This window comes from Wolbachia endosymbiont (group B) of Eucosma cana (assembly GCF_947250645.1).
Taxonomy (GTDB): domain Bacteria; phylum Pseudomonadota; class Alphaproteobacteria; order Rickettsiales; family Anaplasmataceae; genus Wolbachia.
The window spans coordinates 1,180,565-1,206,779 of record NZ_OX366334.1; the positions used below are offsets into that span (position 1 = coordinate 1,180,565).

Consider the following 26,215-nt stretch of genomic DNA (forward strand, 5'->3'; position numbering starts at 1 on the left):
TTATTATTAATCTATTACGATATTAAGCAGATGTTTCAAAGCAATGATAAAAATGGAATCTTATAAGTTTTTAGAGGAAGTATTAGATAAGGTAAGGAATATCGAAAACATACTAGAACTAGTAAGTAAAAGCCAATTGAATGTAGAGGACAAAGTTGAACAAATGTGTCTTCTAGGGGAAATCAAACATGAAATTATCTCTCATAATGCAATAAAAGAATCATTAGCAAATGCTCTTAGCAACAAGAAGAGTGCGAACACTCAGCAGCTAAAGTTAATAGAGAAAATACATAAAAGCAATAGTGCTATTCCTGTTGATTTAGTAAAATCTTTGCTCAAAGCTAAGATTGAATGCCAAAACTTACGGAAGCTAGCTAATTCTGAAATCAGTAATTTAGAAAAGCTGAAAGAACGCTTTGCTGATCTAATCAAACTCGCTCGTGAAGTAGCTTCTATAAAATCGCAGCAATTAAAGTGCTCAAAATATGACTCACTGCTTGCTGATTATGACTCTAACATCACAGAAAAGAATATAAAGGAAATATTTCCTAAATTAGGCAAATTTTTTAGTGAAAATGTAGAGAAAGTAATTCAAAAGCAGAAGAAGGATAAGGTTACTAATATACAAAAAGTTACGGTTCAGAGACAGATTGAACTTAGTTCCTTATTCTTACAGCAAATGAGTGTTACACCAAATGAGATTTCCATTTCTTATTACGATCCTATCGATTATGATGAATCTGACCTTTGTTATGGTTTATTTTTACTTTTACGGCATACTGGTCATGCAATTCATCAAAAATGTTTAGCGCAAAATTCTATAAAGAGCTCAATTACTAAACATATTATGTATGAAACTCAAGGATTATTCATGGAAAGGATCATTGGAACATCCAGAGAATTTATTGAGTTCATTCAACCACACATAAAGGAGAAACTTTCTACAAAAGGCAAAATTAATAGTAGCGTTGAAAATTTGTATTTGATTTTCAATAAAGTAAATCTTTCATCTTTTTTGAAGAATGCAGATGAATTTAGTTTATTGGCTCACATTATGCTAAGAACTAAATTAGAACAAGATTTAATAAATGGTACGTTAGAAGTTAAAGATCTACACGATAAATGGTTGGAAGGTATGAAGCATTACAAGATTTCAGTAAAAGCTAAAAATGAGCTAGACACTTATTTTCAAGATGAGTATTGGATAAGTGGTGTTATAGGCTACTTTCCTATAAAAGTCATAGCGTTAATCGCTGCTGTGCAGTTTTTTTCTTTCATTAAGAAAAATCATTACGAATTTTTAGATTCTATAGTAAAAGGAGATTTCAGTTTACTTATCGATTGGTTCTCTAAAAATGTATATAGTGCAAAGTATGGCTTTTTGGAACAGCTAAAAAAGGTAACAGGTAGGGATTTAGATATTGAGTGCTACACTAGTTACTTATCTGAAAAGTATAATTTGTCTCAATAAATGGTTTTCTTGAGTTGTATATGAGTTTTGTTCAGAATTTAATCAGAAATTTTTTTACTTTCAAAGGTTTATTTGCTAGCGATATTGCTATAGATCTTGGTACTGCAAATACTTTAGTTTATCAGAAAAATCAGGGGATAGTGCTTGATGAGCCTTCTGTTGTAGCAAGAGTAAAAGAAAAAGGAAGTTACGTTCCTTATGCTTTTGGCAAAAAAGCTAAGATGATGCTCGGAAAAACACCTGGAGAAATAGAAGCGATAAGGCCCTTGAAAGACGGAGTTATTGCTGATTTTAAAAGCGCGGGAGAAATGTTAAAACATTTCATACGCAGCGCAAACACAAGATTCACTGTTAATAAGCCTAGTATTATCATATGTGTTCCATCTGGATCTACCCCAGTTGAAAGGCGTGCTATACAAGATGCAGCAGAAAGTGCTGGCGCAAATGAAGTATTCTTAATTGAAGAACCAATGGCTGCAGCAATTGGGGCTGGACTTCCAGTTACCGAACCTGAAGGTTCTATGATTGTTGACATAGGAGGTGGTACAACTGAAGTTGCAATTATTTCTTTAGGTGGAATTGTTTATTCACGTTCTGCCAGAGTGGGTGGTGATGTTATGGATGGGGCAATAACGTCATATGTTCGTGAAAATCATAAATTATTAATCGGTGATACCACTGCTGAGAAAATAAAAAAAAGCATAGGTTCAGCCAGTCTGCCAGTTGAAAACAACAAAGAGGGAATGATAATTAAAGGCAGGGATTTAGTGAGTGGTATGCCAAAAGAAATGCTCTTATCAGAATACCAAGTTGCAGAGAGTTTAATAGAGCCTGTACATCAGATAATTTCTGCTATTAGAACCGCACTAGAGAGCACTCCACCTGAACTTTCTTCTGATATAGTAGATAGAGGAATAATTTTATCCGGTGGTGGTGGATTATTGCGTAACTTGGGCAAAGTTATTAGTGAAACAACAAAACTACCAGTTCGTGTTGCAGATGATCCACTTTGTTGTGTTGCCTTGGGTAGTGGAAAAGTGCTTGAAAATATGGATCATTTTGGCCATGTTTTATTCAAGCAAGATTAAATTGTTTTTGAAGATCGAATTGTTTTGATGGAATTATGTAATATAAATGAGATCTCAGTGTCACGAACCAAGTAATTTAAAGGCAACTTCCAGCAGGAAGGGGTGTCATCCCAGCGCTTGACACTGGAACTTGACTACAAATAAGTATGCTGTTTCGATGAAATTGTGTAATAGAAACTGGATTCCAGTGCTTGACACAGGTTTGTGTTTATAAATTATATGCTAAAAGAATTTGAAATTGAACCTTTATTAAAAGATAAAGCTCCGCATCAAACTAAGGCTATTGTTGCAATGTCCGGGGGAGTTGATAGCTCCGTTGCTGCAGCACTGCTGTATAACCTTGGGTACGAAGTGATAGGTGTGACTCTTCAGCTCTATGGCAGTGATGGTAATGCTAATGCGAGAAAGGGTGCATGCTGCGCTGGACAGGATATTTATGATGCCAAATACGTGGCTGAAAGTGTTGGCTTTCCCCACTATATTTTAAACTACGAGGAAATATTCAAAAAGGAAGTAATAGAGGATTTTGCAAATACCTATATGCGTGGAGAAACTCCCATACCGTGCGTAAGGTGTAACCAAACAGTAAAATTTCGCGATCTATTGCAAGTTACAAAAAATCTTGGTGCGGATGTGCTCGTAACAGGACATTACGTAAGAAGATTAGAAGAAAATGGTGAGGTAAAATTGTGTAGAAGCATCGATAAAAGTAAAGATCAAAGTTATTTTTTGTTTGCAACTACTGAGGAGCAGTTAAAGCTTTTGCGATTTCCATTAGGTGGATTCTATAAAAGTGATATAAGAAAATTAGCAAAGTATTTTGGCTTACAAATTTCTGAAAAGCCGGATAGTCAAGATATATGCTTTGTTTCCGAAAGCTATAGTAAAACAATAGCTAAATTAGCTCCACAATCTGTACAGAAAGGTAAAATAGTAGATATTCATGGAAAAGTGCTAGGTGAGCACAGCGGCATAGTAAATTTTACAGTGGGACAGAGAAGAGGCCTCTGCATCGCACACAATGAGCCTCTTTACGTGATAAAAATTAATACAGAAAATAATGAAGTTGTAGTAGGCCCGATCAATGCTCTAATGCAAAAAAAGATATTGGTCAAAGAGTTAAATTGGTTAGAACAACCAAAAGAAGGCATGGAAGTAACTGTGAAGCTTAGGTCATCACATGCAGGAAGCTTAGCGACAATATATTCAACTGACGAAAAGAACAAAGCCTGTGTAATTTTAAACGACGATTACTTTGGCATCAGTCCAGGTCAAGCCTGTGTAGCATATAAGGGCGAACAAGTTATAGGTGGAGGTTGGATATGCTCCTAACTAAAGGGCTTAATTCTTTGATACAGAGTGTAAACGTACAATAATATTTATTGCTATTTTGCCATGTATCCCTTATACTATAAAGTAGAACATTATAGGTTTTAGCAATGGTTAAGGAAGTTGAAGAACTAATAAAAATTGTTGGTAAGGGTAATTTATTAGAGGCCTTGTTTATTTTTTTAGGCGGTTTTCAACATGCTAACTTAACTGGTAAAATAGACCATAGAAACCATATTGGTTTGTCTTCATTCGTTAGAAAAAAAGAGGAATCATTAGATAAATATTTTAACTTACAATTTAGTCTACAAGGGTTGTTCTTAATTTATACTCAAGCTTATAAAATTTTAAGCGGAAGTAATAATCTGAGCACTCAAGATATCATAGATGAAATATATAAAGTTATTAAGGAGTCTGAGTTAGGTAAAGACATACACGAAGTAGTAGATGGAAGAAAATTAGATTTACTTAACGTTTTGGCAAATCCAAAAAGAGAATCAATATTTAAAGCAGTAGAAGATTTTGAAAATAAGGTGCTTATTGATGTTAGAAGGTTGTTAAGTGAAGAAAATGCATTAAACGAATATGATAGAGAATTTACCTTAAATCAATGCATTATTGACTTCTATTATTCTATTCATCAAGACATAAAAGTAGACAGTGGTGTAGTATTGTTATTTTCTATACTTGGTAACTATCATAAACTTTCTGAATATCACAAAGAGTCTATAAAAAAGGAAAATTTACCAATAATAGATAACATGGTTGTTCTCACATATATAGCGAATTTAGCTGGATTACTGCAAAGTATTAATTTGAAAGATCAAAATAGAGCCATTAAATATACCCTGGATTGTGAAAAGATAGGTACTCTAAACAGAACATTCAATATATCGGCGTCTGCAGGTTATAATAATCAAGGTTTTTTATTCTTGAAAAGAGTTGGACCAATTTTGAAACAGCTGTTAAAGGAGCAAAATAGCAATAAGTTTGAAGAGAGGATAATAAACAACACACATTATTCAGCACCGCAAGAAGAGAATGAATGTAGGCCAAATTTCATCCTCAGCAAGCAAAATCACAAAAATACATTCTGTAAACTTATTTTAGGTATGTTTGTATTGTCTGTTGGGTTATATGTTGCTGATTATTTCCTTATGGAGCAAAAATTATTTAATCCAATAAAAGGTGTCCTACCACAGGATAATTTTGCTAATCTAGTAATTGCTGCAATGCTTACTATCGTAATAGTATATGCCTTATCTCAATTATTGAAACCACCACAGGAACCACCACTTTCAACAGTCGATGATGTGCGGAAGAAAAAATTAGAACCGCTCCATGCAAATAAGCTCAGAACTACATAAATGTGGCAACTTAAAAGCACATATTGTATAATGCTTATTCTTAAGTTAAGAGGTAATCCATGGATTTAAGTAAAATAACAACAAAACCAGATGCAATAAGTGTAGTAATTGAAATAAGTGCAAATGCTGAGCCTGTAAAGTATGAATTTAATAAAGAGCTTGGGTTGTTACAAGTTGACAGATTTTTGTCTACCTCAATGACTTATCCTTGCAATTATGGGTTTATACCAAATACCTGCGCAGGTGATGGTGACCCTGCGGATGTTTTGGTGCTAACTCAATTTCCTTTAGCGCCTGGAGTTTTGATATCGGTGCGTCCAGTAGGTGCATTACTTACCAAAGACGAGAAAGGAGAGGATGAAAAAATATTAGCTGTACCTATCTCCAGTGTTGATAGCTATTATGACAATATAAAAAACTATTCTGATTTATCTAAAAACTTACTAGATAAAATAGCTCATTTCTTTTCTCATTATAAAGATTTAGAAAAGGGAAAAACGGTGACAGTTGGAGAATGGGCTAATGTGGAAAAAGCAAAAGAAATCATTGAAAAAAGTAGAAATTAGTTTGCGTTGATTTAGCCTTAAATTACAGTTATTCGGAAAAATGTTGTTGTTTTTAATGGGTAAATATTGGTATCCGTTCAGGATAGCGGTAAGGTAGTATAACCATAGAGTAAAAGTGAGTTTACAACAAATGGTGTCATCCCAGTGCTTGACACTGGGATCCAGTCCTTTCGCACAAAAAACGTTGTAAAGTAACTTAGTTGGATCCCAGTGTCAGCTACTCTGATGACAAGAAAGGGAGTACAGGTTTCAATATTTGCATGCATCTGAACAGATACAAATATTGCAATTAAAAGCATTAGACAGGCAGTAAAGGTCTTGATATTATAGTAATAATTTGGAAGGGTGGCCGAGCGGCTGAAGGCGGCGGTTTGCTAAACCGTTATACGATTGAAAAGTCGTATCGAGGGTTCGAATCCCTCTCCTTCCGTATATTATTGTTTAGGTATTCATTACAGTAATTTTACCCTCTTTTTTAATTATTAAAAAGTTAGCTAGCGTTTATTCAGTATTTATTATAGAATTAGTTATTAGCTAAATAATTTTATATGCATAAAATACTAATTTTGATATTAATAATGCTGCCGCTTAGGTTACTTGCAACTGAGATTGAAATTGTTGCAGATGTAAATGGTGAGCCAATTTCAAATTTAGATATCGAAAGACGTATAAACTTCATAAATTCATTGCTTGGCACTCAGAAGATTAATCAAAAAGAGGTAAAATCTCAAATTCTAAGACAGTTAATAGACGAAATTATCATTGTCAGCGAAGCACAGAAGATGAATATAGAATTGAGTAACGAGGAGTTAAATAATGCTGTCACGTTATTCTTAACTCAAAGTTTAAAACTTAAGGCTGATGAAGTTGATCAATACGTAAAAAAGCATAATATAGATCTCAATACCCTAAAAAAACAAGTAAAGTGTCAGCTACTGTGGAACAAGATTATTGAAGTAGGAGTTGTACCGCTTATTAATATCAGCGATCAAGAAGTGGATGATGCAAGAAAGCAAAAAGAGAAGTCTGATTACCTTATTACGTTTCAGGAGTTCATAATTCCCGATCAGAAGATAGCTGAAGACTTAGTAAAAAAATTACGTACCAGTAATAATCCAGAATCTTCAATAAAGATGCGCAAAGCAACAGTTAATTTAAGTCAGCTAAAAGGTACTCTCAAGGACGTTTTGGAAAGATTAGAAATCAGTGATGTAGCAGGTCCGGTTAGTTTAAGCGAAGGTTACTCTGTTATAAAAGTCATAGATAAGGTACAGCTCGATCATACACTGCTGAAAAGTACTTTAAAACTGAAACAGGTTGTAGTTGAAGGTTCAGAAAGTTTACTCTCTAATTTTAAGGAGCAAAAGGTCAGTTGTTTAAATTTTGAAAAGTTAGCAGATGATTTCAAGTTGCCAAGCGTAAAAGAGTTTGAAATAAAAATGCGAAATTTAAATCCTGATTTACAGATTTTATTTAGTAAAACAAATATGAATGAAATAGTAGAATTAAGAGAAAATAGCACTGCAAAGTTGATGATGTTATGTGATATCAAAAATAATGCAATGGATATAGAAGCAATCAAACAGGAAATGTATCAACAAAAGATTATGATACAAAGCAACCTGTTATTGGATAATATGCGTAAAAATGCAGCTGTTAGTTATCAGTTTAATTGAAGTTAGAGAGGTTTTCTACTCCATAAAAAGTTTATGAAGAATATAATGCTCATTGGCGGTGGAGTTGGAAATGCAGTGTTATTTTCGATAGGCAAAGCTTGTCTTGAAAACAATCATAAGGTTTTATATTTCGCTGGCTATAAGAAATTAAGTGATGTATTTAAACGAGCACTGATAGAACGTGCATCAAACGTGACAGTTTGGGCATGTGAAGAAAGATTGATAGAAACAAGCAGAGAACAGGATAAATCCTTTCATGGTAATATAGTTGATGCAATAATCTCATATCAGCAAGGAAAGTTAGGTAAAATTACTATTAGTTTAAACACTATAGATAAAATCATCACTATTGGTTCTGATAAAATGATGAAAGCTATAAATGAAGCTAGAAAAACAATTTTAAAACCATACCTAAAACCAAATCACGTAGCAATATCATCTGTTAACTCTCCTATGCAGTGCATGATGAAAGAAATCTGCGCTCAATGTATTCAGCAACACATAAATAAGGAAACAGGAGAAATAAGTTTTGTTTATAGTTGCAGTAATCAAGACCAGGATATGGAGCTTGTTGACTTTGATTTTTTAAGTGAGCGCTTGAAGCAAAATAGTTTACAAGAAAAGCTCACTGCAAAATGGATAGAACATGTTCAAAGACACTAAACAGCACAAAGAGGAACTAAGGAAGCAATATAGAACCATAAGAAAAGATATTGATGAAAGTTATTCTAATTATGCAGCAAATTCTCTTATTAATCTTTTTAGTCAAAACTTAAGTTGCGTTAAAGGTAAAACAATAGCAGCGTACATTCCAACAGACGGAGAAATTAATGTTGTGCCTTTGATGCATCGTTTGCTTGATTTAGATTATAAAATAGCAATTCCTAATAAAAATAAGTTATTAAAATTTGAGGAATGGAATAAAGCAGATGAAGATATAATACCCGATACAATCATTACTCCTGTTATTGCTTTTGATGATCATTTTAATAGGTTAGGTTTTGGCGGTGGTTGGTATGATGAAATGATAAAAAAATTACGGCCACTTGGAAAAATATTTATAGGTGTAGCCTATGAGAAGCAATATTGTAAAAATTTACCTGTGGAAAAACACGATCAAAAATTGGATATTATAATTACTGAGATGTGTGTTAGATTGAAAATGGAAAAGTAGGGATCTATTCGGGAACGTTTAAAAAAGGATAGGCATCAAGTTAAGGAAATAAAGGTATGAAGAAGATAGGATAAGAAGATATAAAATTCTCTCGGATATATTTCAGTGAGAGAACTAATGATGAATAAAATAACTTGCTTATCAAATTACCTCAACAAATTTTTCAATGAAATGGCAAATAATTGAAACAGAAAAGGAAGAGAAAATTGAGTAATTGATGATTCATAAAAGCTATAATTTTGGGTAATATAGGGGTTACAAACTGCAGCATAGATACAATGTGTCGATTATTAAATGAAGAATCTGTGATAATAACGAAACAGGGTTTAGATTTCAGGTTTACTAAAGAAGCAGTAGAATTTATGAAAAGAATGTACAATGGCTTTATTTTAAAATACCCTGCAAATTGATTGTAGAATCTTGCAGCAATTTAAAAGCGTCAAGTTATTGGATAGTAGCTTTGCCTAAGAACCTGTTAAGAATCTTGGAGAGATGAGGTAAAATAGGCATAGATTTAAGAAAGAGGTATATCTATGCAAAACAAGTGATATAAGTCGAAAGCAATTTGAAAAAATCAGAGCAATTTTAGAAAATAGTAGAAAAAGAACAAAACCAAGAAAACTTGACTTATATCATGTGTTTTATGGAGTGCTATACGTCCTAAAAAGTGGCTGCCAGTAGACCAAAGAACTTTCCAAGGTATATATTACTATTTTCAAGCTTGGAATAAAAAGAAAGGAGAGGAATCAAGTTTACTAGTTAAAAAAAATTAGTTGGAGAGCAACAATGGTCGAAAAGAGAAAACCAGTTTCTGTATAATTGATGCCCAAAGTGTTAAAAATACAGATACCGCTGAAAGTAAAGGCTATGATGCTGGTAAAAAGATTTCAGGCATAAAACGCCATATTGCAGTTGATACGCAGGGTTTACCACATGCAATTTATGTAACAACAGCAGACACAACTGATCGCAGCAGTGCTATGAAAATGGTTGAAAGTGCGCAAGAAAATCTCTCTGAGGTCAAAAATGTACTTGTTGATGCAGGTTACACCGGAGAAAAATTTGCAACTCAAATAAAAGATATTATCGGTGCAACTGTTGAGGTTATAAAGCGCAATGAGTTATATTCTTTTGTTGTGCTTCCAAAGAGATGGGTTGTCGAACGCTCTTTCGCTTGGTTAGAAAAATGTAGACGATTGTGGAAAAATTGTGAGCGTAAACTTAATACTAGCCTACAGATGATTGTTCTCTCCTTCGTTTCTCTCCTAATTACGAAGATTTTAAACAGGTTCTTATAGCGCTTTAGTCCCACCTATAGTAGTAAGATTATCTACTTATTATTGTATGGGAATTTACCAATTATTAAGATAATCAGTGTAGTAATACCAATTCCCGTTACACGGGAAACAGATAGACAATAATGGAAGAAAAGCCATAATGAAATAAGTGAAATAGTTTAGGTATAAATGGCACTCAGATCAAAATTATTGGATGAAGAAGTAGTAAAATCAGCAAAAGAGATGCTGAAGAAAGTAAGGAATAATGCATATGTTTCAAAAAAACTAAACGCTGTAATTGCAGCAAAAAAGTACAGTATAACGTCTGTAGCAAAAATATATTGCATTTCAAGAAAGGCACTAACTTCGTGGATAAAACTCTTGAAATTTGGCAGAGAAGAAAAACTGTTTGCTCCTCGATCACGCCGAAGAAAAACTAAATTAAATCAGGCTCAACTACAGCAAATTGAAGCATGGATAGAAGAAAACCCTAATATTACCATTAAAGAAATGAGAATAAGAATACAGGAAAAGTTCGACTTAAATATTAGCAAATCTACAGTACACCGCCATATGCAAAAGATGAAATTTTCATATATTACACCAAGACCAGTACACAACGTACAAGATAAAAGTAAACAAGAGGAATTCAAAAAAAAATCTCAATGAAGTTATTGGAAAGTATCCTGAAAAAGAGCTATTTTTCTTTGATGAATCAAGGTTTGGCACACATTCGAAAGTTGGGCATGGATGGTTTAAAAAAGGTACTAGAACTCGGGTTAAAATAAAGTTAGGTAGGCATAATTTTTATCTCTACAGTGCAGTTAATCCTAAAAATGGAGAGAGTTTTAGCTTATTTGCACCAAATGTTAACACTGATTGCATGAATATATTTCTTGAGCAAATGTTGCAATATCTAGGGACAAGAGAAGCTGTTCTTGTTATGGACTGTGCTAGTTGGCATAAGTCAAAAAATTTAAAGGTACCTAAAAACATTGAGATTATATACCTACCTCCATATTCACCTGAACTTAATCCTGTTGAGAGGCTTTGGTTATATATAAAACAGAACATTTTGCGCAATAAAATATACAGTACTATTGCTTTGCTTGAGAGCACTTTATGCAAATTTCTTACCTCTCTTGCTACTTCTACAATTAAACAACTCTGCTCTGTTTCCTATTTGACTCCACAACAATGAGAATTGGTATAAAAACATATTCTAATAGTATGGAAAAATAAAATGACATTTGAACAATCTATAAAAAATGGCGTTATAAATTTACATAATTTGCGTAGCAAAACAATAGGTGAGCTTATCGATTGTTTAAAAACAAGAGACGATATCAAAGAATTTGCTTTTCAAGATGATGATACTGATCATAGTATACAATATAGGAAAGGTAGAAATATTAGTAATAATATGAAACTTAGGTGTATAGGTGCAGCAATTGGTTTAGTTGCTGGTCTAGTTGCAGCATGTTATTTAGGGCAAGAAACTTTAACTCTTATCGGTGTTTCTGGTGTAGTGTTGATTGCATTTGCTATAGTTGGTGCGTTACTTGGAGCTGGAGCGGGTTATGTTGTAGGTAAATGCCTTGATAAAATTAAGGTTACAAATATGCAAAGAGAAATAAATTGTTAAAGGTTCGTGTTGTATTCTGAATTTCTTTCAATACTTAAAGATTTACAATCAGAGCAAACTACCTGGCCACGTGGAACTGATTTCAGCTCATCAGTTGAAACTTTACTTGAGCAGAATATGCATTTTATTTTATCACTTGGGGCGAGTGAGTGATCAACAGCAATTCTATCATCAAAAACAAAACACTCGCCTTCCCAATTACCACTTTTATTACCAGTTTTTTCAAGATAGGAAAGAATACCGCCTTTAAGATGGTAAACATCTTTAAATCCAAGGCTTTTCATATATGCTGTAGATTTCTCACATCTGATTCCACCAGTACAGTACATAGCTACTTTCAGGTCTTTACTCTCAGAAAATGACTCTGCCCACTGAGGAAAATCGCGAAAACGTTGAGTATGTGGGTTAATTGCATTTTTAAACTTGCCTAGTTTTACTTCGTACTCGTTTCGTGTGTCTATTACTAAAACATCAGGTTGAGAGATAAAATCATCCCAATGTTCTGGATCAACGTACTGGCCTCTAACGGAAGTACCGAGATTACTTACACCAAGATTCACAATTTCTCTTTTTAATCTCACTTTCATCTTACTAAATGGTTGATATTCTGCCGAGCTCTCTTTCCAAGTAAGACCTTTTAGCCTGTCATCAGAAAGTAGAAAATCAAGTATTTTATCAATTGCGTTTCTTTCTCCAGATACAGTTGCATTAATACCCTCTTCTGCAAGGAGTATAGTGCCTTTTAATTCAACGTTGTCGCATGCAACTTTTATTTCGTCTTTCATGTCATAATAATTAGAGAGTTTTACAAAATGATAGAAAGTTGCAATGACAAAACTCATAATTAATTAGTTTATCGATTTAAAACATAATATATAAAATTATGAAGATATTCAATAGGACGGCTGTTAATTACTGGATATCTTTAGTTTTTGCATATAACATTTCAATATCAAATATAGATTCAAGTTAATGTTTCTGAGAGTATTTAAAAATATATTCTTGTTTTTAGTAAGTGTATTATTTGTCTGCCCTATACTATCGTTAATATCGATTCTATTTACAGAATCAGCAAACTCTGGATGGGTAATTAGTAGACTTTTTCCTGAATATATACTCAATACGTTGATTTTGATGGTAGGAGTGGGGTTAATATCCTTTATATTTGGAGTAATTCCAGCTTGGCTTACTACATTTTTTTCGTTTCCCGGAAGTAGAATTTTTGAGATTGCCTTATTCTTTCCGATATCAATTCCTGGATATATAGTATCGTTTGTTTATGTAAACACGTTAGAGTTTTCAGGTCCAATTCAGAGCTTGTTAAGAGATACTTTTCAATTGAGCAAAGGTAACTATTGGTTTCCCGAGATCAAATCCCTAGGTGGTGGAATACTAGTAATGGGATTTAGTCTATATCCATACGTTTATATGTTGGTCCGCTCAAGTCTAAAGAGCGTTAGTAACTCAGTCACTATTGCATCAACACTTGGGTTCTCCTCATTACAGAGTCTGTTTTCTGTCATCATACCCTCCATACGTCCATCAATTATAGCTGGGTTATCCTTGGTACTAATGGAAGTAATTACAGATTTCGGCACACCACAGTTTCTTGCTATCGATACTTTCACGACAGGAATATACCGTACTTGGTTTTTATTGCATGACAAATATTCAACTACTGTTTTGGCAGTTGCAGAACTGATTTTCGTTGCAACACTAATAGTTATCGAGAAAAAACTACAAAAAAGAGAAATATCTTACTCTTCAATCAATACTAATGCAGATTATCACAATAAACGTAGTATAAACGGTTCTATATCGTTGATCTTTTCTTATCTTATGTGTTTATTGCCGATATTAATAGGCTTTATTTTACCAATGATTCCACTTATATATTGGAGCATAGAGAAAGGCTTTTTCATATACGAAGCAAGATTTTATAATATAATAACAAACAGTATTAGTTTATCATTTATTACCGCGCTAATCTCGATCAGCATTGCAATAATTATTGGATATACAGCACGTAAAAATAAGGTAATAAGCAATATAGCACGTCTCATTTCTCTTGGATATGCAATTCCAAATGCAATTATTGCAATTAGCATAATAATGTTTTTAAGCAGAATATCTTCTTTCATTACTCAATATATTGTAGAAATTAGCTTGGTAGGAACTATTGGCGCATTAGTTTACTCATATTTATTTCGTTTTTTTGCTATATCTTTCAAGGCGATAGAGTCGGGACTCAAAAAAACACCAAATGAAATTGAATGGACTGCATATACTATGGGTCATGGGCCTATTTCCACGTGCCTGAATATTCATATTCCCCTTATCAAGAAAAGCATACTATCGGGATTTCTGCTCGTGTTTATGGATACGGTAAAAGAACTCACGGCAACACTAATTATCAGACCATTTAATTTTGAAACTATATCAACTAGAGTATATGAACTTGTCAGCGATGAGCGTTACAGAGAAGCTGCCCCATTTTCGTTAATGATAGTTATTATAGGTTTAACCTCTACAATAATCTTATTCACACTTGATGATAAGAATCAAAAATAAACTATTTTGCATCTGTTCAGCAGAGTAACAAAATAAGATAGACGAAAAAAGACAACTATAGAAGCAAATGGTCAGTGCTTTCGTGTTTATCAACTTAGTTGGATCTCAGTATCAGCTACTCGGATGACATTATGGAAGCTCAAATGACAAAACAAGAAGCATTGGTTTCAGATGCACTTGAACAAATACACTATCTTGATAATCAATGAGGTCTAGTGTTAACGTATGGACTGTCTAAGGAAAAGGGTGGTATCATAACATCAAAGGTTTTTATGCTCTCTTCGTTCAGAAATTCATATTTACCCTGCATTATTCCTGATGGTGTATTTAAGTATGTTCCACTTGTATATTTGAATACCTCTCCAGATTTTATTACAGGTTGTTCTCCAATAACACCAACTCCGGCAATTTCATTTATTTTGCCCTTATGATCTATTATTTGCCAATAGCGACTTAATAATTGAATGGTTGATGAGCTTTTGTTTTTTATCTTAACATTATACATCCATACGTAACAATTTTCATAAGGAATGGATTGCTCTTCAATGTAAATTGGCAAAACTGTAACTTCAACAGAATTAGTAATAAGTGTGTATTTCATGGTCATCGTAAAGTGTTCATGATAAAAGTTTAACACACTTCAATTATACACTTTTTTCATAGATTTTCCAAGCATATTATCGTACTCTAACTAGGAAATATTAATCTACATGATGAACAAAACAGATCCACTGGATAAAAAAGTGATAGGAATAATAGGAAGTGGGCAATTAGGTAAAATGACTGCTATCGCTGCAATAAAACTTGGGCACAAAACGCATATTTTTGCCAGTACTAAAAACGATCCAGCTTGTTCTGTTGCTGATGATTTAACAATAGCAGACTTCTGTGATAAGAGGGCACTTGAATCTTTTGCACAGAGTGTGGATTTAGTCACTATTGAGTCTGAAAATATTCCATGTAGTGCAATTGATATTGTGTCGCAGCATACAGATTTTTATCCAGGTAAAAAGGCGTTACACATTTCGCAAAATAGGCTGAGAGAGAAAGATTTTATTAGAGATTTAAGCATAAAAACTGCTGATTACAAAAGTATACAAAATTATAATCAGCTACTAGAAAGTAGTGAAACTTTTAGCTATCCAGTGAGGCTAAAAACAACAGAAATGGGTTATGATGGAAAAGGACAATATGTGATTGAAAATGATTCTGAACTGAAGCAATTTGCTTCCTTCGATTGGAATAAAGAGTACATTCTTGAAGCAAGTGTTGATTTACTGAAAGAGGTTTCAATAGTCGTTGCAAGAGATAAAAACGGTAAAGTAGCTTTTTTTCCTATAGCAGAGAATCACCACGTTGACGGAATACTTAATACTTCAATAGCACCAGCTAAAATAGATAATAAATTAGCCCAAGAGGTACAAAAAACTGCAGAGAAAATAGCAACTGCACTTGATGTAGTAGGAATTCTAGCTATTGAATTTTTCATCACTCAAAATCATGAATTACTAGTTAATGAACTGGCCCCAAGACCCCACAATTCTTGCCACTGGAGCTTGGATGCATGCAACGTTAGTCAATTCGAGCAGCTAGTTAGGATAATATGCGGTCTATCTATGCAGGAAGTAGTATTACGCTTTCCTTGCATGACAAAAAATATAATAGGTAATGATATATATAATTCTCACAAATATTTGAGCAACGAAAAAGCTAGTTTAACCATATATGGGAAAAAAGAGGTTAGGGACAAGCGTAAAATGGGACATGTCAATATAGATTTAAGTTATTGAGCTATAAATGCTCTTTGATCAAGATCTCCAAGATCTGCACTATATTTAGTGCTGCACCTTTGCGTAGATTATCAGCTACTATCCACATATTTAATCCGTGTTTAACGGTATCGTCTTGTCTAATACGCGATATGTATACGGCATCCTCTTGCACAACATCAACCTGAGTCATATATCCACCATCTTCGCGCTTATCTTGCACTAAAACTCCATCGTCTTCACTGAGCATTTCACGAGCTTCTTCTTCAGTTATATGCTGATCAAATTCTACATTTACTGCTATAGCATGACCAACAAGAACAGGTACTCGGACACAAGTTGCAGTTACTTTTATATCCTCTTCTAAAATTTTTTTTGCCTCCTCTTGCATTTTCCACTCCTCTTTTGTAGAACCATCTTCCATGAACTCTCCTATATGAGGAATGCAATTAAATGCTATTTGCTTAGGAAATATTTCAGGTTTTTTAGCTTCATTCATAAAGATTTTTTTTGTCTGATTGTAAAGCTCATCCATTGCTGCTTTACCTACACCAGAAGTTGATTGATAAGTTGAAGCAACGATTCTCTTTATTTTTGCTTTTTGGTGTAATAAATGTAATGCCAGCAACATTTGTATTGTAGTACAATTTGGATTAGATATTATGTTATGGTTTTTATACTCCGTAATTTTATCTTTGTTGATCTCTGGAATAACTAGTGGCACGCCTTCTTTCATCCTAAAATGAGAGGTATTATCTACGACAATACATCCAGCTTCAGTTGCAATCGGTACGTATCTCTCGGAAACATGAGACCCAGCACAGAAAATTGCTATATTAATTCCAGCAAAATCGTAGTTCTCAAGGTCTAAGACAGTTAATTCTTCATCGCCGAAACTTACCTTTTTTCCCTCTGATTTTTTTGATGCAAAAGCAACAACAGAATCTATTGAAATTTTTCCTTCGTCTTGAAACTCGGCAAGCGCGCTTAATACCTCACGCCCTACTCTTCCTGTTGCTCCAATAACTGCAATCTTACATCCCATATAAATAAACCTTTGATTTTAAAGCTATATTATATTTTTACTGATAAAATTTACAATTACTTTAATATTTTTACCTTGCAATTAACCATAATTTAGTTATAATTATAAGATACTAGTAATATTGCATGGTAGAATGAAATGAGTAAAAAACATGATGACACTAAGGTCAAATCTGCAGTACCTGCATTTCAAAAGCCTGAAAAAGTCAATAGATTAGAGATTCAAGATGTTCTTTCGAAAAAAAGCAAGCCAGCGATAAATTTTGATGATAAAAAGTATGGTGTAAAAATTCCTAAGACAGATCAGTATCTATCAAATAAAAAGCAAGAACCTTTCAGACTAAAGGATTTTTTAAGTTCAATACCAATAATAGGAAGATTTTTAGTGAAAATTTTCACGCCTGAAAAAGAAGAGTATAAAAAACTTCAATCGCAAATAGGTCTTTCTAATAAAGCAAAAAATGAGATCTACATAGATAATAAACGAACAGAAGAAGTAGGTAGCAAACTTGAGAATGGTAATATTGAACAAGTAGATAAAGAGAAAAAAAACCTTGGCCCATAAATATTAACCATTTAAAGTGCATCTCTCACTACTGAATTTGTTGCACAGAAGTCTTGCAGTACCACAATAAATAAATGGGTATGCCACTTGCAGTAAACAGGCTCGAAATCAGCAGAGTACTTACAGGGGTTTCTAATATCACCCAACAACAAAAGGTTGTTGCTATGCTACCAATTAAAAACTTATAACAACTCCTCTCCTTTATAATAACCTTTAGAAAGGCAAAACAGCATGTAAGATAAACGAACAAAAATGAAATTACAGAAAAGTCAATAATCGACGTAATCTGCTGGGCAAAATTGTTGTTTGAAGTGAGAATTAGTAAAACTGCAGTTCCAATTGAACTAACTGTTATTCCCCAAAAAGGAGAGCCATGCTTGTTCCTTTTAGCAAAGAATTTTGGCATTAGTCTATCTTCTGCAAGACCAAAAGCAACTTGTCCACTAGATAAAACCCAAGCGTTTAGACTGCCAACACAAAAAATGAATGCAACTATAGAAACAATTAAATGCCAATTACCAGAAAACATAATTTTTATCGCATCAACATATGGTGCTCTTGAACTTGCTAAATTGTTGCCATTGATCAATCCCATAATTGCAAAATTGTTGATAAAATATATAACAGCAACACAAACTGTGCCAAGCACCACAGCTTTTGGTATAGTTTTAGCTGGATTATCAACTGAACCTGCAGGTGCTGTTGCCAATTCAAGTCCAATAAAACACCATAAAGTAAGGAGTGTAGAGCGGGCAAGAATTTGCGATTTTGTAAGACTTAGTATTTCTTCACTTATAATAAAGTTGTTTCTATCGAAAAAAAACAGTGCTGCTACAGGTATTGCAAGCAATACAGCAACCTTCACAATCGTGAGCAGAAACTCAACGCGCCCTGCAGTAGCTATTCCCCTTAAATTTATTAATGTAATGATTGTAAATAACAACAGCTCTAAAAATAAACGCATACTTTTGATATCTTCATGGAAAAATGGTGTAAGATAGCCAACACCCACAACTATTAAAGCTGTTGTACTAACCCATGAGATTACCCAATATGTCCAACCAACAAAGAAAGCTGCTGTAGAACCAAAAGCATGTTTTACATAAACGTGAGGACCTCCTGTTTCTGGAAATTTTGCACATAGTGTAGCAAAAACTAGCGCAAGAGACACAGCACCAGCTCCTGATATCATCCAGCTTATAAGGCTATAAGCGCCATATGGCGCAAGGCTAATTGGAAGCATAAAAACCCCAGAGCCGATTTGGCTACTAATGACTAAAGCAAAAACAGCCAAAAAACCTATTTTATTTGACACAATACCTCTTAATTCTATTAATGTAAGCCAGCTAAGAATTTTAGCAAATAAAAAATTTAAGTTAAGTTTTTAGTTTATGATACCAAAGTAGATAAATAAGTGTTCCGCTCAAAGGGAATAGACTTGATATTAACAATGTTTTTATAGAAGTCTCGTATATTATCCAACAGCAAAAAGATATAGCCAAACCTCCAATTAAAAATTTGCAGTAGCTTTTCTCTTCTATATTAACTTTGAGAAAAGCAAGACTACATGCTAAGTAGATAAACAAAAATGACACCACAGAGATATCAATTATTGAAGTTACTTGCTCAGCAAAACTTTTGTTTGACGTTAGGATAAGTAAAACTAACACCCCCAAAGTACTGAGTATTATTCCCCATAATGGAGCATCATGCTTATTTTTTTTGCCAAAAAATTGCGGCATTAACTTGTCTTTTGCAAGGCCTAAGGTGACCTGTCCATCAGCTAAAAACCAAGCATTTAAATTACTTACAGAAACGATAAAGGCAACAACAGAAACAATTAAATGCCAATTACCTGGAAGCATAATTTTTATCGCATCAACATATGGTGCTTTTGAACTAGCTAGTTCATTACCACTTATCAATCCCATAATTGAAAGACTATTGATGAAATATATCACAGCAACACAGACTGTTCCAAGCACTATAGCCCTTGGTATTGTTTTAGAGGGATTATTGACAGATCCTGCAGGTGCCGTTGCTGATTCAAGTCCAATAAAACACCATAGAGTAAGGAGTGTAGAGCGCGCAAGGACTTGAGACATCGTAAAGTTTGATACTTCCTCACTTACAACAAAATTATTTCTATCAAAGAAAAATAATCCTGCTATGGGTATTGCAAGAAGTGCGATAATTTTAACAATGGTCAGAAGAAGCTCAACATGCCCAGCAGTAGTTACCCCTCTTAAGTTTATTAGCATGATAGCTAAAATTAATGTTATTTCTAAAAGCAAACGTATATCTTGTATATCATTATGAAAAAGCGGGGCTAAATAACCGATACTTGCAATTGTCACAGCTGTTGAGCTTACCCACGAGCTTACCCAATATGTCCAGCCAACAAAAAAAGCTGCTGTAGAGCCAAAGGCATGTTTCACATAAATATGAGGACCACCCGTTTCTGGAAATTTTGCGCAGAGTGAAGCAAAAACTAAAGCAAGAGATATAGCACCAAATCCTGATATAACCCAGCTTATGAGGCTATAAGCGCCGTATGGTGCAAGGCTAATTGGGAGCATAAAAATTCCAGAGCCGATTTGGCTACTGATCACCAAGGCGAAAATAGCCAAAAAGCCTATTTTATTTGACACGACAATGTTTAATTTTTATCTGAATATATTAACAATATAGCTGAAGCTCGAAAATTTCAATTGATCTTTTTAATTTGCATTTTTTTAATTTAAGCATATAATGAGAAGTATATTAATAGGTTATTAAGAAGTGGTTTATGAATCCGAGGTTAAAAACATTTTTGGTTGTTTGTGGGTATGTTCTATTAGTTGGTGCTGCTATTGGAGCAATTTTTTTATTTGACTACTTACTTGAGATCTTTATTGATGCGCTTTATGCATTCCTTCTTGCAAAAACTTCAAGTGAGGTGTTAGCTGTTTTTGGAACACTTGCAGTTTTACTTGCCACTTGTGTTTTGTGCTACGGACTGCATAAGCTCTGTTCTATTTTTACAGAAAAGATTACAAGTAGCTATCAATCTTTCAAAAATGAAAATAGTGATGATAACATTTTTTCTGAAGTATATAATGACCCGACAATAGGGTTGAAAGATAAGATTTTATTTTTTTCTATATACTCAATATATTGTATCCAATTACCATTTTTGTATTGTTCATCGAAGATATCAGAGCTTAGCAGAACATTATCAAATAGTAGAGCGTTGGGTCTTAGAATATGTTTAGTGCTTATTAATACTATATTATTGATCCCAGTAGCACTTCTTGAGTTAATAAAGTATCCATTAATAAAGCTCTTCTCGCCTCTGGGTTTAAGTGTAAAGCAAATGAGCTTTTTGTTTAATGTAAGTGATGTAGGCACCGGCAGTCAGAGTGTTCATACGAGTAGTTTTGAATACAGCATTCTCCAATGCGCTCAAGACTTAAAGCAGAAATTCGGAAATCAACCAAATATGCTCAATAAAGAGTTTGCAGACTACATAAATAATTCAGATGAGCTTACACCTCCACAAAAAGAGCAATTAAACCTTTATCTTAACTTTAATTGCTCCAATAGAGCAACTTATAGAGAATCAAGAACTGGATTAACGCTAACGCAAGCTGCAAACTTAGTTTTAGCTGCAGCTAAGAATCAGAAGTTAGATGTAGACTTACTAAAATGCATGTTACTCATGCGTTTACAAGAAGGAAGTGGTGCATGTCATCTTGGAATGTTTAATCGTATTATTTATTCACTTAGTTGTCTTGAAGCAAAAAACAACTTTACAGTCGAGGTAAATGCTCAAGTATACGAAAGAATGCCGAGCATTACGGAAGAGTTTCTTAAGCATTGTAAAAGTAAAAAGATGAAGATTTTAAAGGATAATTTTGATAATTTCTACTCTGAGAATGATATGGATCTTGAAGTAAAAGATAGTATGGGTAAGTTGATGGAAGAGGCAAAGCAATTTGTCTTTAATAAATTGTATATTGATTACTATAATAGATATGGTCAAGAAGTTGGAAGGGGCCCTATAAAGCAGAAATTGAAAGAACTAATTACAGATGAGGATATCAAGGAAGCAGTAAGTGCTGTAATAGATAATATAGAAATCCCTGAAAAACCATCTACTTATCTTGAAAAGATGAAAGCATTTTTTGCAGGGCATACAAGATTCTCTGCTGCTTAGAGCTCTGAGACTTGCCTAAGCTTTGATTGTGAGTTAGGCGTGAAGCTAAAATTGGTATTTACAATTAACTCACAGCAAACTAAACAATTGCAACCTAGAAACACTTCTAATTTTTCCTTATTGATTTGTAGCAGGTTCTTTGTTATGGTTATGAAAAGAAACTTCAAACCTCATTAGTATACTTTGATAGGTTAGTATTATATATGATAATATTGATAACAAACGATGATGGTTTTGAAAGTGAAGGAATAAAATTACTTAAAAAGATTGCACATAATTTTGCATCAGAAATATGGATAGTGGCACCAGATACTGACAGGAGTGGATCTGCAAGATCTCTTGACTATCCAGTAAAGCAATTTATTAAAATAAGTCAACATAGTGAAAGGGAGTTTAGTGTGTCTGGTACTCCCGCAGATTGTGTCATTATTGCACTAAATAAGATTATGAATAAAAAACCAGACTTAATATTATCTGGAGTAAATATTGGATCAAATGTCGGAGATGACATTTGTTATTCAGGCACAATCGGTGCTGCAATGGAGGGTGCTGCAAGGTCTATACCCTCTATTGCACTAAGCCAAGTTTATCATGATAAAATAGACTGGAACAATACAAAAGTTTTTGCACCAAAGGTTATCAGCAAGCTAATGAAAGTTGGTTGGCCTAAAAATATAGTGATGAGTGTAAATTTTCCTGCTACAGAAAAAGTGAAAGGAGTAGAATTTGCTGAGCAAGGTGAATACAACATTGATGGGGATTTAACTTTTACTGAAAATTCGAATGGTTCTTTGAGCTTAAATTGGTCTCGAGAGCACTCAGGCAGTGGTAGTATAAATAAAATAAAAGGAGGTTTTATTACTATTACACCGATAAAATTAGATTTTACAGATTATGATATATTAAATGCTATGAAAAATTCTTGTGCAGAGGAATTTTCTTCTATAGCTAACACTCCTATTGCTTCTGATTAGATATTTTCTACGATTTTATCGCGAGTAATCATTTTTTCTTCACCCGTGTCCATGTTTTTAATTTTTAAAGTTTTACTGCTTAGCTCTTCATCACCAAAGATTAATACAACTTTTGCATTTGCTTGATTTGCTTTTTTCATTCGGGTTTTTAGAGTTCCACTATATTCGTAAATCACATATAAACCATTTCTGCGTAATTCACTTGCAAGTGTTAGAGCATGTTCTTCAGCTTCTCCACCGATTGGAATTATATAAATAGGCCTCTCTTTTTTTTCAGCATAGTTGATTAATTCCATTATACGCTCAATCCCCCCTGCAAATCCTATTGCTGGAGTGTGTTTTCCACCTACTGAAGATACTAGATTATCGTATCTTCCACCGGCAAAAACTGCTCCTTGTGCACCTAAATCTTCTGTGACAAATTCAAATACTGTGTGACAATAATAGTCTAGACCTCGAACTAATTTGCTATTTACAGTGTAAGGTATGCCAAGAGCTTGCAGTCCATTTAACACCTGGTCAAAGAAATATGAAGATTCTTTTGTATAATAATCACTGATTTTTGGTGCGTCAGAGATTATTTCTTTATCTATCTTATCCTTAGAGTCTAATATTCTGAGTGGGTTTTTAATCAATCTATTTTGACTATCTTCTGATAGGTCATTTTGAAACTTTTTTAAATACGATATCAAAGCCTCTCTATACTTACTTGTTGTTTCACTCTCACCCAAAGAGTTGATTTCCAGTCTTACATTCTCATTGATGCCAAATTCAGTGAGTAAATGCTGAGCAAGTGATATCAATTCAATATCAGCTTTCGGATCTTCTATGCCAAAAATCTCAAAATTTATCTGATGAAATTGCCTTTGTCGTCCCTTTTGTGGTCTTTCATAGCGGAATGCAGGTCCTGTTGAGAATAATTTTATCGGTGTTTGCAGTTTTTTTTCAATGAGTAACCTAACAATAGCTGCAGTGAATTCAGGACGCAGAGTTATGCTCTTTCCTCCTTTATCAATAAAAGTATACATCTCTTTATTTATGATATCTGAACTATCACCTAAAGTCTTTGTAAAGACTTCTGTGTATTCAAATATCGGAGTTTGAACAGGTAAAAAGCCGTATAAACTTGAGATTCTATTTGCTGTTTGCTCTATGTATTTAAATTTATACCATTCATCAAACAGAAGATCTTTCGTTCCTTTAACTGTTTGATTAGTCATAGCATAGTCTCTATACCTGAAACTTCTGGTATGTGATAGCTTAGCATATTCTGCACTCCTTGTTTTAAGGTAATTGCAGCACTTGGGCACCCAGAGCAAGCTCCTTGCAGTTCAACGTAAACTATTCCGTCTTTATAGCCACGGAACTTGATATCACCACCATCTTGAGCAACTGCAGGTTTAATATAACTTTCCATCAATTCTTTTATTCTATTTACAATTTCTATATCATTTTCATTAAAGAATTCTTCCTCTAGCATTTTATTATCACTTACTCCTTCTTTATCAAATGCTTTTCCACCAGAAGTAAAGTGATCCATAATTGTAGTTAAAATTTCCACCTTTACTATATCCCAATTCATTCTATCTGATTTTGTTACTGAAATAAAATCATGACCAAAAAATACTCTTACAACATGTTCTATTTGAAAAAGATTTACTGCTAGTTTAGAGTTCTTTATTTCATCTGCATTTGAAAAATCAGCTGTTTCTCCTTCGCTCAGAATTTCAAAACCAGGAAGAAATTTCAGCGTGTTTGGGTTTGGTGTTTCTTCAATCTGGATAAACATGTTATTTACCATGACAATTATAATTGTTACTATTTAATCATAAAATGATAAAAAAATATACATGTCATTCATCTTCTTCCTTTTTTTGATATTCACAATAATCACGTTTGTTTTACCTAGCGTTGTTGTATTTTTTCTCTTTTTGGCAAAGAGAAATAACATAAGTTTTATGATGAACTCTATATTAAGTAAGTTTTTGAACGAATTTAACAGTAGTAAAAGTTACACCAAAAATTACACTGGTGATAATATGTCCAAAGATGAAGCATTAAAAATACTGGGGCTGAATTCCGAGGCAAGCCAAAATGAAATCAATAAGGCATACCAAAATTTAATGAAACTGGTCCATCCAGACAAGGGAGGATCGGAATATTTTGCACAAAAGTTAAACGCAGCACGTGATAGATTGCTGAAGACCTAATTTTTAACTATTGAAATTTTTCTCTGTAAATTTTGCTTGCACATATTAAGTTGCATGATATAAAGCCGGAAACATTATTCTTTAGGAGGTATTTGATGAAAAAACTTGAGAGATTGAGAAAGAATTTATTTGCGGCTATAGATGAGCTTAATATTAAGAAAGTTAAAAGATATGTTAAAAAGGCAAGATATATAAATAAAGAAAAAGAGATTATTAATGGTAAAAAAGATGGTATGGCACCTATACATCTTGCTGTTTATAGAGGTAGCTTAGAGATAGTGAAGTTTTTGCTTAAAAATAATGCTAATATTAATATTGTTAGTGATGGATGTCTTGTTCCTTACTCGCACGTTACTGCCATGAATAGCAAAAAAAAAATAAAAGAAATGATATATCATTGTACTAGTAGTACCAATTCCCAAGTAATGCAAGGTTTTACGGCTTTACACTTAGCCTTTTTTTATTGTCGATTAGATATCGCTAATTTTCTGCTCAATAATAAAGCTATTGATCTTAATATTAGCAGTGCAAATGGCAAAATAGCATTTGAGGTTATTCCAGGTTATGAAAGTCTTTGCAGTGATGGCTGTGACATAAAAAAAATATTCTTAGCTGTATTAAGATTTCATAAAAATAATTGTACAGAACTATTACTTTCTGCTAGAATAAATACTAAGTTAGAATTAGAAGCTGGTGATACCACAGATGCAGCAAGTAGTACAGCGAGTCTTTCATTATCCCCTACCAAAGCAATTAAGACGGAATTGGAAGTTAGTAATACCAAAGACTTGGCAAGTAGCACAGTGAACTCTTCCTTCACTCTTATCAGAGAAAACTTTGAAGAAGTTATCAGCACTGCAAGCAATGCAGTAAAACCTTCCTCTTTTATTAACAGTATATTTAGTGGGATAACTACCACCATCAGTGGCTTATTCAGCAGTGCTCCTGCTTTACCTTCTGCACAGCAATCTGTTGACCACTTAGATGGTAGCCCAATTGGTTCTTCACAAGTTGATTTTAATGGAACAGCTCTACTAACTGATGTAATGATCAGAAAGTTCACAGGGAAAAAATACTCAAGCCCACTAGAAGATTCACTTCTCACAATAGAAGAAATTAGAGAAAGAAAGCTTAACACTATAGAAAAAAACTTCGAGACAGCACTGAGTAAGTGTGAAAAACTTTATCAATGTCCTGAAAGTTCATTAAGTAATTTAACGATATCTAAAGGTATGCATCAAAAGTCCCTCTAAATCAGTTAAAATAAGCACTCTAATTAGAGTGCTTATTA

24 protein-coding genes, 1 tRNA gene and 2 pseudogenes are annotated in these 26,215 nt (G+C 33.5%); 20 read left to right on the forward strand and 7 right to left on the reverse strand.

Annotated elements, in window-relative coordinates; translation table 11 throughout:
* Positions 1-52: 52 nt before the first annotated feature.
* The 13 genes and pseudogenes from OOK99_RS05810 (at position 53) to OOK99_RS05870 (ending at position 11,593) form a co-directional block, all read left to right on the forward strand.
* Positions 53-1,471 (forward strand): gluzincin family metallopeptidase, encoded by a 1,419-nt coding sequence (locus tag OOK99_RS05810; protein WP_264720248.1) that lies wholly within the window; start codon positions 53-55, stop codon positions 1,469-1,471.
* A gap of 20 nt (positions 1,472-1,491) precedes the next feature.
* Positions 1,492-2,559 carry a rod shape-determining protein gene (locus tag OOK99_RS05815; protein ID WP_264719695.1) on the forward strand — a complete coding sequence of 356 codons (1,068 nt, stop codon included), beginning with the start codon at positions 1,492-1,494 and terminating at the stop codon, positions 2,557-2,559.
* Positions 2,560-2,778: 219 nt separating this feature from the next.
* On the forward strand, positions 2,779-3,891 hold the full coding sequence (gene mnmA, locus OOK99_RS05820; protein WP_264330630.1) for a tRNA 2-thiouridine(34) synthase MnmA: 1,113 nt from the start codon (positions 2,779-2,781) through the stop codon (positions 3,889-3,891).
* A gap of 107 nt (positions 3,892-3,998) precedes the next feature.
* Entirely contained in the window at positions 3,999-5,255 is a 1,257-nt protein-coding gene (locus OOK99_RS05825; protein ID WP_264719696.1) for a WD1261 family protein, read from the forward strand.
* Between the two features lie 59 nt (positions 5,256-5,314).
* Positions 5,315-5,821: an inorganic diphosphatase gene (gene ppa / locus OOK99_RS05830; protein WP_264719697.1), complete on the forward strand. Its 507-nt coding sequence runs from the start codon at positions 5,315-5,317 to the stop codon at positions 5,819-5,821.
* Between the two features lie 339 nt (positions 5,822-6,160).
* A tRNA-Ser gene (locus OOK99_RS05835) sits at positions 6,161-6,251 on the forward strand.
* A 118-nt stretch (positions 6,252-6,369) separates the two neighbouring features.
* Positions 6,370-7,497 (forward strand): SurA N-terminal domain-containing protein, encoded by a 1,128-nt coding sequence (locus OOK99_RS05840; protein ID WP_143689898.1) that lies wholly within the window; start codon positions 6,370-6,372, stop codon positions 7,495-7,497.
* A gap of 33 nt (positions 7,498-7,530) precedes the next feature.
* The gene (locus tag OOK99_RS05845; RefSeq protein ID WP_017532354.1) at positions 7,531-8,160 is read left to right on the forward strand and encodes a ferredoxin reductase domain-containing protein; all 630 of its coding nucleotides are present in this window, start codon (positions 7,531-7,533) and stop codon (positions 8,158-8,160) included.
* A complete protein-coding gene (locus tag OOK99_RS05850) occupies positions 8,144-8,671 on the forward strand; it encodes a 5-formyltetrahydrofolate cyclo-ligase (RefSeq protein WP_264336377.1) in 528 nt (175 codons plus the stop codon). Before OOK99_RS05845 ends, OOK99_RS05850 begins: the two co-directional genes overlap by 17 nt.
* A 120-nt stretch (positions 8,672-8,791) precedes the next feature.
* Positions 8,792-9,133, forward strand: a pseudogene (locus tag OOK99_RS05855) (IS4 family transposase); the annotation flags it as partial.
* Positions 9,134-9,220: 87 nt separating this feature from the next.
* Positions 9,221-9,969: pseudogene (locus OOK99_RS05860) on the forward strand (IS5 family transposase).
* Positions 9,970-10,137: 168 nt separating this feature from the next.
* Positions 10,138-11,149 (forward strand): IS630 family transposase gene (locus OOK99_RS05865; RefSeq protein ID WP_264719384.1). Its coding sequence is split into 2 segments (ribosomal slippage): positions 10,138-10,599 and positions 10,601-11,149, totalling 1,011 coding nucleotides; the frame shifts between segments, so codons are not numbered across the junction.
* Positions 11,150-11,191: 42 nt separating this feature from the next.
* On the forward strand, positions 11,192-11,593 hold the full coding sequence (locus tag OOK99_RS05870) for a hypothetical protein (RefSeq protein WP_264719698.1): 402 nt from the start codon (positions 11,192-11,194) through the stop codon (positions 11,591-11,593).
* Here OOK99_RS05870 and trhO read toward each other — a convergent pair.
* Positions 11,590-12,435 (reverse strand): oxygen-dependent tRNA uridine(34) hydroxylase TrhO, encoded by an 846-nt coding sequence (trhO, locus tag OOK99_RS05875; protein WP_264719699.1) that lies wholly within the window; start codon positions 12,433-12,435, stop codon positions 11,590-11,592. The genes OOK99_RS05870 and trhO overlap by 4 nt on opposite strands.
* A gap of 130 nt (positions 12,436-12,565) precedes the next feature.
* Between trhO and OOK99_RS05880 the strand changes: the two genes are divergently transcribed.
* Positions 12,566-14,164 carry an ABC transporter permease gene (locus OOK99_RS05880; protein WP_264330844.1) on the forward strand — a complete coding sequence of 533 codons (1,599 nt, stop codon included), beginning with the start codon at positions 12,566-12,568 and terminating at the stop codon, positions 14,162-14,164.
* Between the two features lie 202 nt (positions 14,165-14,366).
* Here OOK99_RS05880 and apaG read toward each other — a convergent pair whose 3' ends face one another.
* On the reverse strand, positions 14,367-14,771 hold the full coding sequence (gene apaG, locus OOK99_RS05885) for a Co2+/Mg2+ efflux protein ApaG (RefSeq protein ID WP_039950787.1): 405 nt from the start codon (positions 14,769-14,771) through the stop codon (positions 14,367-14,369).
* Between the two features lie 106 nt (positions 14,772-14,877).
* Between apaG and OOK99_RS05890 the strand changes: the two genes are divergently transcribed.
* Positions 14,878-15,954 (forward strand): 5-(carboxyamino)imidazole ribonucleotide synthase, encoded by a 1,077-nt coding sequence (locus OOK99_RS05890; protein WP_017532205.1) that lies wholly within the window; start codon positions 14,878-14,880, stop codon positions 15,952-15,954.
* A 1-nt stretch (position 15,955) separates the two neighbouring features.
* Here the strand turns inward: OOK99_RS05890 and OOK99_RS05895 are convergent, their stop codons facing one another.
* The gene (locus tag OOK99_RS05895; RefSeq protein ID WP_254229388.1) at positions 15,956-16,978 is read right to left on the reverse strand and encodes an aspartate-semialdehyde dehydrogenase; all 1,023 of its coding nucleotides are present in this window, start codon (positions 16,976-16,978) and stop codon (positions 15,956-15,958) included.
* 138 nt (positions 16,979-17,116) lie between these two features.
* Here OOK99_RS05895 and OOK99_RS05900 point away from each other — a divergent pair, with 138 nt between their 5' ends.
* Positions 17,117-17,542, forward strand: coding sequence for a hypothetical protein (locus OOK99_RS05900; RefSeq protein WP_264719700.1), 426 nt, complete (start codon positions 17,117-17,119; stop codon positions 17,540-17,542).
* A gap of 28 nt (positions 17,543-17,570) precedes the next feature.
* Here OOK99_RS05900 and OOK99_RS05905 read toward each other — a convergent pair whose 3' ends face one another.
* A complete protein-coding gene (locus OOK99_RS05905) occupies positions 17,571-18,857 on the reverse strand; it encodes an APC family permease (protein ID WP_264336371.1) in 1,287 nt (428 codons plus the stop codon).
* A gap of 61 nt (positions 18,858-18,918) precedes the next feature.
* A complete protein-coding gene (locus OOK99_RS05910; protein ID WP_264719701.1) occupies positions 18,919-20,193 on the reverse strand; it encodes an APC family permease in 1,275 nt (424 codons plus the stop codon).
* Positions 20,194-20,330: 137 nt separating this feature from the next.
* Between OOK99_RS05910 and OOK99_RS05915 the strand changes: the two genes are divergently transcribed.
* Both OOK99_RS05915 and surE read left to right on the forward strand, forming a co-directional pair.
* Positions 20,331-21,740, forward strand: a complete 1,410-nt coding sequence (locus OOK99_RS05915) for a hypothetical protein (protein ID WP_264719702.1) — start codon at positions 20,331-20,333, stop codon at positions 21,738-21,740.
* A gap of 203 nt (positions 21,741-21,943) precedes the next feature.
* Positions 21,944-22,714, forward strand: a complete 771-nt coding sequence (surE, locus tag OOK99_RS05920) for a 5'/3'-nucleotidase SurE (protein ID WP_264719703.1) — start codon at positions 21,944-21,946, stop codon at positions 22,712-22,714.
* On the opposite strand, the gene hisS is transcribed toward surE, so the two are convergent.
* Both hisS and OOK99_RS05930 read right to left on the reverse strand, forming a co-directional pair.
* Complete coding sequence (gene hisS, locus OOK99_RS05925; RefSeq protein ID WP_264336367.1) at positions 22,711-23,934, reverse strand: histidine--tRNA ligase; 1,224 nt, start codon at positions 23,932-23,934, stop codon at positions 22,711-22,713. The two genes, surE and hisS, sit on opposite strands and share 4 nt — an antisense overlap.
* Complete coding sequence (locus tag OOK99_RS05930) at positions 23,931-24,503, reverse strand: NifU family protein (protein ID WP_006015115.1); 573 nt, start codon at positions 24,501-24,503, stop codon at positions 23,931-23,933. Before OOK99_RS05930 ends, hisS begins: the two co-directional genes overlap by 4 nt.
* Positions 24,504-24,672: 169 nt before the next feature.
* Here OOK99_RS05930 and OOK99_RS05935 point away from each other — a divergent pair, with 169 nt between their 5' ends.
* Entirely contained in the window at positions 24,673-24,924 is a 252-nt protein-coding gene (locus OOK99_RS05935; protein ID WP_236607909.1) for a DnaJ domain-containing protein, read from the forward strand.
* A gap of 95 nt (positions 24,925-25,019) precedes the next feature.
* Positions 25,020-26,177: an ankyrin repeat domain-containing protein gene (locus OOK99_RS05940; RefSeq protein WP_264719704.1), complete on the forward strand. Its 1,158-nt coding sequence runs from the start codon at positions 25,020-25,022 to the stop codon at positions 26,175-26,177.
* Positions 26,178-26,215 lie beyond the last annotated feature (38 nt).